Genomic DNA, 12,197 nt, shown 5'->3' on the forward strand with positions numbered 1-12,197 from the left:
CAGCATTGTCCTGAGGCCTGTGCCTGCCAAGATAACGGCGAACCCTTTGGAAAGGATGCGCAGGAGCCAGGGCAGACGTGTTCGGTGATCCGCACGCTGACGCCCAGACCGGTTATCCGGCGCTGGATCGCCCATGAACAGTTTCGTCAAACCTGATAGCGAGCCGGCGGTGGGCTTCGGTCCGTTTGCCTTCTACCGGCAGCAGCGGCTGGTCACCCGTGACGGCCAGCCCCTGGCGCTGGGCGGCCGCGCCTTGGATGTCCTGCAGGTGCTGGCGGAACACGCCGGCCACTACGTCAGCAAGCAAACACTCATCGCCCACGTCTGGCCTGACAGCGTCGTGGAGGCCATCAACCTGCGGGTGCACATCGCGGCGCTGCGCCGGGCCTTCGGTGACGGGCGCGATGGCGCTCGCTATATCCTCAATCATCCTCGACAAGGCTATTGCCTTGCGGTGCCCCTGGCGGTGCAAGAGCGCGTTGGCTCGCCTTTCAGTCACCCAACCGAGCGGCACAACCTGCCCATGCGGTTGAGTCCGGTGGTGGGTCGCGACAAAGTCCTGGGGCGGTTATTGGCGCAAGTACCCCGTCAAGCTGTGACCACCGTGACCGGCCCCGGCGGGGTCGGCAAGACCACTGTGGTATTGCGGGGGGCGGAGTTGCTGCTCGAACACTTTGAGGACGGTGCCTGGTTCGTTGACCTGGCGGCCGTCACCGACTCCTCGGAAGTGGTGGCGCAAGTGGCCGGTGTGCTAGGCGTGGAGCAGGGTGCTTTGGCCCGCTGCCTCGAACCCTGTCGGATGTTGCTGGTGCTCGACGGTTGTGAGCACGTGCTCGATGCTTGTCGGGAACTGGTCCAGGCAGTGGCTGCGGCGGCACCCGGGGTGTCTCTGCTGCTCAGCAGTCGCGCACCTTTGGACGTGCCGGATGAAAGGGTGGTGTCACTGCCGGGCCTGGCCGTGGCGTCGCCCCTGGAACCTGCGCACCAGATCGAGGCCTGTCCGGCGGTGCATTTGCTGATCGAGCGCGTTGGCGCCCGGCAGGAGGGTTTCAAACCGGGTGGCCACGATTGGCCGACGCTTGCACAGATCTGCCAGCGTCTGGACGGATTGCCGCTGGCGTTGGAACTGGCAGCGGCCCAGGTTGACGCCTTGGGAGTGGCCGGGGTCCTGGAGCAACTGGATTACGGTTTATCACTCTTGAGCCACGGGCGGCGTACGGCGGTAGCCCGGCACCGCAGCCTGGAGGCGGTTCTGGACTCGAGTTTTGAGCGTTTGAGCACTGACGAACAAACCGTATTCCAGCGTCTGGCGGTGTTCGAGGGGCCATTTACGCTCAAGGCGGCGCTGGCCGTGATCAGTTGCGCTGAACTGAGTGTCGGGCAATTACCCTCGCTGCTGTCACGGCTTGTGGACGTGTCACTGCTGATGGTCGAGCCGCTTGCCGAAGGGGGGCGCTTCCATCTGCTCCACACCACTCGCGCCTTTGCCATGGATAAACTGCGCCGCAGTGGTCAGTGGCCTGTGTTTCATCGACGTCACGTGCTGCAAGGCGCTTGGGGAGTCCGGCGTTCAAGGCTCCAACCGTTGGGGCAGCGCCTGGAGCAGCGCGCCGGCTTCCAATAGGTCGGGGCTCTCGAAACCTTCGGTGAAACGTCGATAGATGGGCTCAAGCAGTGCCTGCGCGGCATGCGCCTGCCCCTGGCGTTGCCACAACCGGGCCAAGGACGTGGCGCTGCGCAGTTCCCAGGCCAGGGCCTGGTGACGACGGGCCACGGCCAGGGCGCTCAGCAGTTGCGCCTCGGCTGCTTGCTCAAGAGACGGTTCGTTCCGGGCCAGTAAGGTCTCGGCGTCGGCCCGCAGGATCTCCGCCGAACACCAGCCTGCGGCGCCGCTGCGCGCCCGTTCGATTTGCGCCGGGCTGACGAAGTCGCTGCGCAGGGTGACGGCGATGTCCTGGACCAAGCCGTTTGTCGGGCGGGTTGCCAGGGGCTGGCCATCAAATGCGCAGTCGTAATGGCAAGCCCAGTCATGGAACAGCATCACCGAATGTTTCTTGGCCTGCTGCTTCAACAGGTCGAGCCTTTCCCGGGCGCTGGGGTAATCGCCGTTGTAGTGGGCGATCACGCAACCGGCCAGCGCCAAGGTGTAGCAGATCGAAATACCGTGGTTGATCTGCACGGCGATCTGCAGCGCCAGGTTGGCGGTGCGTCGGGCTTTCTCGGCAAAACCTTGCAGCCAGAGGATGCGCGCCAGAACCGTCAGCGAGGCCACGCTCTGATCGTATTGCACGCCGAAGCCGAGGCTGAAGCGGCTGAGGTGACCGCTCTGGGCCAGGCGCTGGATCACCTGTTCGGCTTCGCGCCGCGCCGCGCCCTGGTCGCCGGTGAAGTGCAACGCCAGCACCCGCAGGCGTTGGGTGCTCAAGGACAGGGTCGGGTCGCCCTGCAAGCCCAACCGGTCGAAATCCCGGCTGTGTGCCAGGGCTTGTTGGTAGTCGCCGCAACTGAGGTCGACGGTCATTTGCCCGGACACGGCCCGCAGTTCGCCGGCCAGGTCCTGGCATTGCCGGGCCAGTTGCCGGGCCGTGGCAAAGGCCCGCACGGTGGCCGGCGTGCCGCCCTCGGTGTGGTAGTTGAAACTGGCGTGGGCCAGCTCCAGGGCCAGGGTCAAGCGTGGGCATGGCGCGGGGCTGGCTCGCAACAATTGCAGCGCTTTGTTGACGTAGAGGCCGTGTTCCTTGAGCAACGACAGCTCCTGCCAGAGAGGCAGGGTGCGGGCGGTCAGGCGGATCGCTACGGCGTGTGAACCCTGCGGGCCCAAGCCTCGGTTGAGCGCCGCGCGGATGTCATCGCGATAGTCGGCGTAGCGGGCGATCCACAGTCGGCTGGGGGTGCTTTCCCAATCGCTTTGCGCTTGTCCCATGAGCGCCAGGCAGCGCTCGGCGTGGCGTTCCTGGCTGGCCGCCAGTTCCCCGGCTTCGGCCAGTTGCTCCAAGGCATGGCGGCGGGTGGTGTCCAGTAGGCGATAGCGCACCTCTTCATCGCCGATTTCTACATTGAGCAGCGATTTGGCGACCAACTGGCTGACCGACACCAGCACCTGGTCGGGCGCGACATGCTGGCCGACGATCACCGCAGCGGCCGAGGCCAGGTTGAAACTGCCCATGAACACCGCCAGCCGCCGCAGGCAAGTCTGCTCGCAGGCCGTGAGCAACGCGAAGCTCCAGTCCAGGGTGGCGCGCAGGGTTTGCTGGCGCGGTGCGGCGTCGGTGTCGTTGTGAAGCAGGGCGACGCTGTCTTGCAGTTGCCGGTGAAGTTCCTCCAGGGTGAAACGGCCGATTTGCGCGGCAGCCAGCTCGATGGCCAGGGGAATGCCGTCGAGCCGTTGGCAGATGTCGATCACCAACGGCACGTCGTGGTCGCTCAGTTCGAAGTCGTCACGACTGGCCAGCGCGCGCTCGGCAAACAGTTGCAGCGCCGGGTATTGCAGGGCGGGATAGCCCTCGATGGGCATTTCCCGGGGCGGGAACGCCAGGGCATCCAGGCGCTGCATGTGTTCGCCTTCGGCGCGCAGGCCTTCGCGGCTGGTGGCCAGGATGTGCAGGTGGGGGGCGCCGCGCAGCAGGGCTTCGCTGAGCTGGGCGACGGCGTCGATCAGGTGCTCGCAGTTGTCGATCACCAGCAGAAGATGCCGCTCCTTGAGCTGCCGGGCGATGGCGTCCAGCGGATCACCGTCCTGCAGTGGCAGGTCGAGCAACGCGCACAGGTTGGGGGCGACCATGGCCGCGTCGTTGAGCGATGCCAGGTCCAGCAGATGAGTGCCGTCACGGTAATGGCCGATCAGCCGTTCAGCGACCCGCAGGGCAACGGTGGTCTTGCCGATGCCGCCGGTACCGACCAGGGTAATGAAGCGTTTTCGCGGTAGTTGGGCCACCAGGTTTTCCAGCAGGGCCTGGCGTCCGATCATACGCGTGCGCTGCAGCGGCAGGTTGCGCGTCAAAGACGGATGAGGGATGCGCGCCCATTGTTCGAGCGGTTCGAATGACAGCGGCGCGACAAAACTGTAACCGCGCTGCGCCACGGTGACGATGTAGCGTTGCCCGGCCTGGCCATCCCCGAGGGCTTTACGCAGTGCCGCGACATGCACGCGCAGGTTGGTGTCTTCCACCACGCTCCTGGGCCAGACCCGGGCGATCAATTGCTGCTTGCTCACCACCTCGCCGGCGTGTTCGAGCAACACCAGCAGAATCTCCACGGCCCGCCGTCCCAGGCGCAACGGTTGCTCGCCCTCGAGCACGAGGCGCTGGCGAGGGTGGACTCGGTAAGGGCCGAAATGCACCGTCTGTTCAACGGGCAGGCTGAGGTATTGGCTCATGTTGCTCTCAATGTTCTGGACCCGGTGCCTGGGCTTTACCCGAGCATATTCCTCAGGTTTTGTGTCAAGCGCAACGGCGCAGGCTCTACGCCCAGCCTTCCAGACGCCGAACCTGTGGCGAGGGAGCTTGCTCCCGCTGGGCTTCTGTAGGCGCTGGCGAAGCCTGCGATCTTTTGATCTTTTGATTTTTCGCTTGAGATTCAAGTGGCTGGGGAAAGATCGCAGCCTCGTTGCACTCGACAGCTCCTACGCAGCTCTTACGGGGGGAGCCCGGCGGGAGCAAGCTTTCTCGCCACACAAGCGGGGTTTTAACACCGCCGTCCCGAAAAAATTAACAACGTTTAACTCACGCAGGTGCCCCCCTTGGCCGGACCATAAAGCGATCCACCCACCTCAAGGAGTCATGTCATGAGCACTTTCATCACCCGCGACGGCACCGAGATTTACTACAAGGATTGGGGCAGTGGTCAACCGGTGGTCTTCAGCCACGGCTGGCCGTTGAACTCGGACAGTTGGGAGGCGCAGATGATGTTCCTGGCGTCCAATGGCTACCGGGTGGTCGCCCATGACCGCCGTGGGCACGGGCGCTCCAGCCAGCCTTGGGACGGCAACGACATGGACACCTACGCCGATGACCTGGCCGAGCTGATCGAGCGCCTGGACTTGAAGGACGCGGTGTTGCTCGGCTTCTCCACCGGCGGTGGCGAAGTGGCGCGCTATATCGGCCGCCATGGCGCTGGCCGTGTCGCCAAGCTCGGGCTGATTTCGGCGGTGACGCCGCTGATGCTCAAGACCCCGGCCAACCCCGGCGGTTTGCCGGTGGAAGTCTTCGACGGCTTCCGCCAGGCCTCCCTGGCCGACCGTTCTCAGCTATACAAAGACGTGGCCAGCGCATTTTTCGGTGCCAACCGCCCGGGCGCCAAGGTGTCCCAAGGCATGATCGACTGGTTCTGGATGCAGGGCATGGTCGCCGGCCACAAGAACACCTACGACTGCATCAAGGCGTTCTCGGAGACCGATCTTTCCGAAGACCTGCGCAATATCGACGTGCCGACCCTGGTGGTCCATGGCGATGACGATCAGGTGGTCCCCATCGAAACAGCTGGCATCGCTGCCGCCAAATTGCTCAAGAACTCGCAGTTGCTGGTCTACCCCGGCGCACCTCACGGCCTGACCGACACCCACAAGGACCGCCTGAACGCGGACCTGCTGGCGTTCATCCAGGGTTGACGCAAGCAAGCTAAGACCTGTGGGAGCGAGCCTGCTCGCGAAGGCGTCAGGACAGTAGATATGAATGCAAGCTGACCCACCGCCATCGCGAGCAGGCTCGCTCCCACAGTTAAAACGGGACCTCACACCCATGAACCGCAATGATTTACGCCGTCTCGACATGAACCTGCTGGTGATCTTCGAGGCGCTGATGTTCGAGAAAAACCTGACCCGCGTCGCCGAAAAGCTGTTCATGGGCCAGCCGGCGGTGAGCGCGGCGCTGGGGCGGTTGCGGGATCTGTTCGATGATCCGTTGCTGATCCGCCACGGTCGCGGCATGGAGCCGACGCCGCGGGCCCTGGCGATCCTGCAAGAGCTGCAACCGGCCATGGACACCATCTCTGGCGCGGTCAGCCGGGCCAAGGCGTTCGATCCGTCCACCAGTTGCGACGTGTTTCGCATCGGTCTGTCCGACGATGCCGAGTTCGGCCTGTTTCCACCGCTGCTGAGCCAACTGCGCGATGAAGCGCCGGGGATCATCGTGGTGGTGCGCCGGGCCAACTTCCTGCTGATGTCGTCGCTGCTGGCCAGTGGTGAAATCAGCGTCGGAGTCAGCTACACCACCGATCTGCCGGCCAATGCCAAGCGCAAGAAACTGCGGGACATTCCTTGCAAAGTCTTGCGTGGCGATAAGCGCCCGGGGCCCTTGACCCTGGATGAATACTGTTCGCGGCCCCACGCCATGGTCTCGTTCTCGGGCGACCTGAGCGGCAACATCGACCTGGACCTGGCCCGCATCGGCCGGACCCGCAAAGTGGTGCTGGCGGTGCCGCAATTCAGTGGGCTGCGGGCCTTGCTGGCCGGCACCGAGTTGATCGCCACCGTGCCCGACTATGCCGCCTGCGCGCTGGTGGAAGGCTGCGCGCTGCGCGCCGAGGACCCGCCGTTCGAGATCAATGCCGCGGAACTGTCGATGGTCTGGAGCGGTGTGCATGACAACGACCCGGCCGAGCGCTGGCTGCGCTCGCGCATTGCCAGCCATATGTCCCAACCATTGCCGGCCGCTGCCTCGGCCGCCCCGGACGGAGCCCACCGATGAGCCTGACCGATGAGCGCCCGTTGCAGGACCTGGGCTTGTTGTTCCTGCGCCTGAGCGGCGGGCTGTTCCTGCTGTGGGTCCATGGGCTGCCGAAGCTGTTGCACTACAGCATCGAGCTGAGCCGCATCGAAGACCCGTTTCACTTGGGCGCGGCGCCGACCCTGATCCTGGCGATTTTCGCCGAGGTGCTGTGTCCGCTGCTGATCATGGCCGGTGTGCTGGTGCGCCTGGCGTGCCTGCCGATCCTGTTTCTGCTGGCCGTGGCGCTGCTGGTGGTGCACCCGCAGTGGAGCCTGGAAGAAGGCCAGTTTGGCTGGTTGCTGCTGATTGTATTTACCAGCGTGTTCATTGCCGGCCCTGGACGCCTGGTGCTGAACACGCGTTTTGATGGAGTGCTTCGTCATGTCTGAATCCAAAGCTCTGGAATCCACCGCAAGCCCGGCAGTGCCCGGTTTCGATGAAATCGTCACCTTGGTGGTCAAGCACCGGATCAAGGTTGGACAGAACGATGCCTACGAGGCCTGGTTGCGGCGCATCGTGACTGTGGCCGGTCAGTGGCCGGGGCACCTGGGCGTCGATGTGGTCCGGGGCAAGCTGGATGGGTTGTCGCTGTTTACTTGCGTGCTGCGTTTTCGCTCCACCGAGGCCATGCAGCGCTGGCTGGACTCCCCCGAGCGGCGCGAATTAGTGACCGAGGCCGCGCCACTGTTGGCCGACGGCGATCAGATTGAGGTCGGTTCCCACAAGGAGTTCTGGTTCGCCCCGCTGGCCGATGCCGCCACGCCACCGCCGCGCTGGAAACAATCGGTGGTGACGCTGCTGGTCATCCTGCCGCATACCTTGCTGGTGCCGCTGATCTGGGGCCCGTTGCTGCAACTCAACGCGTTTCTGTCCAACTACGTGGTCGCCACGTTTCTGATCACCGTAACCATCGTGCTCTCGGTGGTGTACGTGTGCATGCCGCTGGCGACCCGGCTGTTCGCGCCGTGGCTGGAAGCGTCCAAGGCCCATGAACACCTGGAGCCCTAAGCAGCGCCGAACTTTTGTGACAAGCACTGTGTGGCGAGGGAGCTTGCTCCCGCTGGACGCGTAGCGTCCGCTCTTTTTGGGGGCCGTTTCGCAGCCCAGCGGGAGCAAGCTCCCTCGCCACGGATTTGTCCGCATATCCATTGTTGAAGGAAAAACCGATGAACGCCGATCTGATTCTGTTCAATGGCCAGTTCCATACCGTCGACCGTGAAAAGCCCCGCGCCAGCGCGGTCGCTATCAGCCAGGGGCGCTTTGTCGCGGTCGGCACCGACGCCGAGGCCATGGCCTTGCGTGGCAGCGGCACCCAGGTCATCGACCTCAAGGGCCGCACCGTCATCCCCGGGCTCAACGACTCGCACTTGCACCTGATCCGCGGCGGCCTGAACTACAACCTGGAGCTGCGCTGGGAGGGCGTGCCGTCCCTGGCCGATGCCTTGCGCATGCTCAAGGACCAGGCCGACCGCACGCCAACGCCACAATGGGTGCGCGTGGTGGGGGGCTGGAACGAATTCCAGTTCGCCGAAAAACGCATGCCGACCCTGGAAGAACTCAACCAGGCGGCTCCCGATACGCCAGTGTTTGTGTTGCACCTGTATGACCGTGCCTTGCTCAACCGTGCCGCGCTGCGGGTGGCCGGCTACACCCGTGACACGCCGAACCCGCCGGGTGGCGAGATCGTGCGTGACAGCAAGGGCGAGCCCACCGGCATGCTGGTGGCGCGGCCCAACGCGATGATCCTTTACTCGACGCTGGCCAAGGGACCAAAGCTGCCGCTGGAATACCAGGTCAACTCCACCCGCCAATTCATGCGTGAACTCAATCGCCTGGGCCTGACCAGTGCCATCGATGCCGGTGGCGGCTTCCAGAACTACCCGGACGACTACGCGGTCATCGAGCAGTTGGCCCGCGAGCAGCAGTTGACGGTGCGCATCGCCTACAACCTGTTCACCCAGAAGCCCAAGGAAGAACTCAGCGACTTCAAGAACTGGACCGGCAGCGTCAAGTTGCACCAGGGCGATGATTTCCTGCGGCACAACGGCGCCGGGGAAATGCTGGTGTTCTCGGCAGCGGATTTCGAGGACTTCCTGGAGCCGCGTCCGGACCTGCCGCCGGGCATGGAGCAGGACCTGGAGCCGGTGGTCCGGCACCTGGTGGAGCAGCGCTGGCCGTTCCGTCTGCATGCCACCTATGACGAGTCCATCAGCCGCATGCTCGACGTGTTCGAGAAGGTTAACCGCGACATCCCATTCAACGGCCTGCCTTGGTTCTTCGATCACGCCGAGACCATCACACCGAAGAACATCGAGCGTGTGCGGGCGCTGGGCGGCGGGATTGCGATCCAGGATCGCATGGCTTTCCAGGGTGAATACTTCGTCGATCGCTACGGCGCCAAGGCCGCCGAAGCCACGCCGCCGATCAAGCGCATGCTCGCCGAAGGCGTGCCGGTGGGCGCCGGCACCGACGCCACCCGCGTCTCCAGCTACAACCCCTGGACCTCCTTGTACTGGATGGTCAGCGGTCGCACCGTCGGTGGCCTGTCGTTGCACGAAGAAGGCCTGCCGCGCCTGACCGCGTTGGAATTATTCACCCACGGCAGTGCCTGGTTCTCGTCGGAGCAGGGCAAGAAGGGGTTGATCAAGGTTGGCCAACTGGCAGACCTGGCGGCCCTGAGCGCGGACTTTTTCAGCGTCGAGGAAGAAGCCATCAAGTGGATCGAGTCGGTGCTGACCGTGGTCGATGGCAAGGTGGTGTACGCCGCCGGCGACTTCGAAAAACTCGGACCGGCCAGTGTCCCGGTACTGCCCGACTGGTCGCCGGTGGTCAAGGTCCCTGGCCACTGGCGCCCGACGTCACCGTTGCAGGCCCAGGTCCACCAGTGCAGCGGTCCGTGCACGGTGCATTCTCATAGCCATGAACGGGCGCGACTGTCGAACGTCCCGGTCAGCGACTTCCAGGGGTTCTGGGGCGCGTTTGGCTGTTCCTGCTTTGCCTTCTGACTAACGCACCGTTTCTCCCCTGTGGGAGCGAGCCTGCTCGCGAAAGCGTCGGCACATCCGACATCGCCGCAAGCTGACACACCGTCATCGCGAGCAGGCTCGCTCCCACATTGGTTTTCAATACATCCATCCCAAAGGAGTCATCCCATGAGCAACGTTCCCACCTACAACCGTCTGAACAAAGACGACGCGGTCGTCCTGCTGGTCGATCACCAGACCGGCCTGATTTCCCTGGTCCAGGACTTCTCGCCTAACGAGTTCAAGAACAATGTGCTGGCCTTGGCCGATCTGGCGAAGTTCTTCGAACTGCCGACCATCCTGACCACCAGCTTCGAACAAGGCCCCAACGGCCCGATCGTGCCGGAACTCAAGGAAATGTTCCCGGATGCGCCTTACATCCCGCGTCCAGGCCAGATCAATGCCTGGGACAACGAAGATTTCGTCAAGGCGATCAAGGCCACCGGCCGCAAGCAACTGATCATCGCCGGCGTGGTCACCGATGTCTGCGTGGCGTTCCCGACCCTGTCGGCGCTGGCTGAAGGTTTTGACGTGTTCGTGGTGACCGACGCTTCGGGCACGTTCAACGAAACCGTGCAACAGGCCGCCTGGGTCCGCATGACCGCTGCCGGCGCGCAGATGATGAACTGGTTCTCGGTGGCCTGTGAGCTGCACCGCGACTGGCGCAACGACATCGAAGGCCTGGGCAACCTGCTGTCCCAGCGCATTCCGAACTACCGAAACCTGATGAACAGCTACTCGGCGCTGACGGCCAAGTAAGCGGTTCATGCTGAACGACGCCCGCCTTGTGCGGGCGTTTTCGTGTTTGGCATTAACGCCTCGCAAGTTGTGCCACCGCTATCGCGAGCAAGCTTTGCTCCCACCGTTTTTCCCACAGATCCAATGTGGGAGCAAAGCTTGCTCGCGATGACGGTGGCACATTCCACACCTTCCAAATCTGTCTTAGCTCAACCACAATGGCCGACAGAAACGCCTGACTGTCCACCCCAGGAATGACAATGAACCCCTTCGAAGAAATGCGCATCTTTGCCCAGGTCATGGAGTCGGGCAGTTTCACCGCTGCGGCGGAAAAACTGGGGCTGTCCAAGCAGTTTGTCAGCCGCAAGCTGATGGAACTGGAACAACGCCTGGGTGTGCGCCTGCTCAATCGCTCGACCCGGCGGCTGGACGTCACCCCCCTGGGCCAGCGCTATTACGAGGCGGCGCTGCGCCTGCTCAATGACGTCGAACAGGTGGAGCAGGGTATCAGCGGCCAGACCAGCGAGCCCCGCGGCACCCTTCGCCTCAGCGCACCGCTGTCCTTCGCCGTGGCGCACCTGGGCAGTCTGCTTCCGCTGTTTCTGCAACGCTATCCGGGCGTCAGCGTCGAGGTGGACCTGAGTGATCGCTCGGTGGACCTGCTGGGGGAGGGCTACGACCTGGCGCTGCGCATCGGTGTGCTGGAGGATTCGACGCTGATTGCCCGGCGCATCGCGACCATCGAGCGGGTGTACTGCGCCAGTCCCAGCTACCTGGCGCAAAAAGGCACACCCGCGCGGCCTGAAGACCTGCGCAATCACGACTGCTTGCCCTATGGTCACAGCCGTCAGGTGCAGTGGCGTTTCGTGGGGGCCAGCAAACCGTTGACCCTGGAGGTCACGGGGCGCATGCGCGCTAATAACGGGGATTTGCTCAGGGATGCGGCCATTGCCGGCATGGGCATCACCTATCTGCCCGCTTTCATCCTCGGCGATGCCTTGAAGGATGGGCGGCTGATCAAGGTCCTTGAAGGCTTCGAGACCGAACCGCTGGCGCTGTCGGCGGTGTATCCACAGCATCGCCAAAGTGCACGCCCGGTGCAGGCATTGGTGGAATTCTTGCGTGAACAAATGCAATAAAGCGCCGCAACGCCTTCAGCCGTCACATGACGGCTGAAGCCGCTACGGCGCTTTGATCAGGCGGCGAGGTTGGCGCTGCTCAGTTCTTTCTTGTACTGCGCTTTCATGGTTTCCATGTCTGCACCCAAGGTGTCCAGTTTTGCCTTGCCCAGCAGTTTTTTCGCGTGGGGGAACATTTCCTTTTCTTCTTCCTCGATGTGGTGCTCAAGCAGTTCCTTGACCACTTTCACCCGGCCGGCGAATTCTGGCTGGGTTGGATCGGTGGCTTTCAGGTCCGGCAGCACCAGCGAGTCGACGGTACGGTGTTCTTCCTTGGCCTCGTAATACATTTCGGCCTCGTCCTTGCCACCGGCCTGCTTGAAAGCCGGATACAGAATTTCTTCTTCCAGGCGGGTGTGAATGGAAATTTCCATTTCCAGTTTCGCCAACAGGTCGGTGCGTTTTTTCACGGCGCGTTCGGTCGACTCGCTCAGTTGAGTCAGGATGGCTTTGACGCGTTCGTGGTCGGCTTTCAGCAGATCGATGGCATTCATAAGTAGCTCCTCGGCAATACACGGATGCGGGCAGGCTTCAAGCGCCGACGCCGCGTAGGT

At 63.4% G+C, this 12,197-nt stretch carries 10 protein-coding genes; 8 read left to right on the plus strand and 2 right to left on the minus strand.

Annotation, left to right across the window (positions count from 1 at the left end; translation table 11 throughout):
• The first annotated feature begins 133 nt into the window (after window positions 1-133).
• Window positions 134-1,624 (plus strand): ATP-binding protein, encoded by a 1,491-nt coding sequence (locus AACY31_RS05415; protein WP_339504068.1) that lies wholly within the window; start codon window positions 134-136, stop codon window positions 1,622-1,624.
• Here AACY31_RS05415 and AACY31_RS05420 read toward each other — a convergent pair.
• The gene (locus AACY31_RS05420) at window positions 1,571-4,375 is read right to left on the minus strand and encodes an ATP-binding protein (RefSeq protein ID WP_339504070.1); all 2,805 of its coding nucleotides are present in this window, start codon (window positions 4,373-4,375) and stop codon (window positions 1,571-1,573) included. The genes AACY31_RS05415 and AACY31_RS05420 overlap by 54 nt on opposite strands.
• A gap of 408 nt (window positions 4,376-4,783) precedes the next feature.
• Between AACY31_RS05420 and AACY31_RS05425 the strand changes: the two genes are divergently transcribed.
• From AACY31_RS05425 to AACY31_RS05455, 7 genes are all read left to right on the plus strand, one after another.
• Complete coding sequence (locus AACY31_RS05425; protein ID WP_339481810.1) at window positions 4,784-5,605, plus strand: alpha/beta fold hydrolase; 822 nt, start codon at window positions 4,784-4,786, stop codon at window positions 5,603-5,605.
• 130 nt (window positions 5,606-5,735) lie between these two features.
• On the plus strand, window positions 5,736-6,683 hold the full coding sequence (locus AACY31_RS05430) for a LysR family transcriptional regulator (RefSeq protein ID WP_339481809.1): 948 nt from the start codon (window positions 5,736-5,738) through the stop codon (window positions 6,681-6,683).
• Window positions 6,680-7,093, plus strand: coding sequence for a DoxX family protein (locus AACY31_RS05435; protein WP_339481808.1), 414 nt, complete (start codon window positions 6,680-6,682; stop codon window positions 7,091-7,093). Before AACY31_RS05430 ends, AACY31_RS05435 begins: the two co-directional genes overlap by 4 nt.
• Window positions 7,086-7,712 (plus strand): antibiotic biosynthesis monooxygenase, encoded by a 627-nt coding sequence (locus AACY31_RS05440; protein ID WP_339481807.1) that lies wholly within the window; start codon window positions 7,086-7,088, stop codon window positions 7,710-7,712. The genes AACY31_RS05435 and AACY31_RS05440 overlap by 8 nt, the downstream gene beginning before the upstream one ends.
• Before the next feature lie 158 nt (window positions 7,713-7,870).
• Entirely contained in the window at window positions 7,871-9,709 is a 1,839-nt protein-coding gene (locus AACY31_RS05445) for an amidohydrolase (protein WP_339481806.1), read from the plus strand.
• 147 nt (window positions 9,710-9,856) lie between these two features.
• Window positions 9,857-10,486: an isochorismate family cysteine hydrolase YcaC gene (gene ycaC, locus AACY31_RS05450; RefSeq protein WP_339481805.1), complete on the plus strand. Its 630-nt coding sequence runs from the start codon at window positions 9,857-9,859 to the stop codon at window positions 10,484-10,486.
• Between the two features lie 239 nt (window positions 10,487-10,725).
• The gene (locus AACY31_RS05455) at window positions 10,726-11,604 is read left to right on the plus strand and encodes a LysR family transcriptional regulator (RefSeq protein ID WP_339481804.1); all 879 of its coding nucleotides are present in this window, start codon (window positions 10,726-10,728) and stop codon (window positions 11,602-11,604) included.
• 56 nt (window positions 11,605-11,660) lie between these two features.
• Here AACY31_RS05455 and AACY31_RS05460 read toward each other — a convergent pair whose 3' ends face one another.
• Complete coding sequence (locus AACY31_RS05460; protein WP_339481802.1) at window positions 11,661-12,137, minus strand: hemerythrin domain-containing protein; 477 nt, start codon at window positions 12,135-12,137, stop codon at window positions 11,661-11,663.
• Window positions 12,138-12,197: the final 60 nt, after the last annotated feature.

Origin of the sequence: Pseudomonas sp. RL_105y_Pfl2_101 (assembly GCF_963970585.1) — a bacterium.
GTDB lineage: Bacteria > Pseudomonadota > Gammaproteobacteria > Pseudomonadales > Pseudomonadaceae > Aquipseudomonas.

Coding starts and splice junctions, on each gene's coding strand:
- AACY31_RS05455 (WP_339481804.1), top strand. CDS start 10,726: ATGAACCCCTTCGAAGAAATGCGCATCTTTGCCCAGGTCATGGAGTCG.
- AACY31_RS05415 (WP_339504068.1), top strand. CDS start 134: ATGAACAGTTTCGTCAAACCTGATAGCGAGCCGGCGGTGGGCTTCGGT.
- AACY31_RS05440 (WP_339481807.1), top strand. CDS start 7,086: ATGTCTGAATCCAAAGCTCTGGAATCCACCGCAAGCCCGGCAGTGCCC.
- AACY31_RS05460 (WP_339481802.1), bottom strand. CDS start 12,137: ATGAATGCCATCGATCTGCTGAAAGCCGACCACGAACGCGTCAAAGCC.
- ycaC (WP_339481805.1), top strand. CDS start 9,857: ATGAGCAACGTTCCCACCTACAACCGTCTGAACAAAGACGACGCGGTC.
- AACY31_RS05425 (WP_339481810.1), top strand. CDS start 4,784: ATGAGCACTTTCATCACCCGCGACGGCACCGAGATTTACTACAAGGAT.
- AACY31_RS05420 (WP_339504070.1), bottom strand. CDS start 4,375: ATGAGCCAATACCTCAGCCTGCCCGTTGAACAGACGGTGCATTTCGGC.
- AACY31_RS05445 (WP_339481806.1), top strand. CDS start 7,871: ATGAACGCCGATCTGATTCTGTTCAATGGCCAGTTCCATACCGTCGAC.
- AACY31_RS05430 (WP_339481809.1), top strand. CDS start 5,736: ATGAACCGCAATGATTTACGCCGTCTCGACATGAACCTGCTGGTGATC.
- AACY31_RS05435 (WP_339481808.1), top strand. CDS start 6,680: ATGAGCCTGACCGATGAGCGCCCGTTGCAGGACCTGGGCTTGTTGTTC.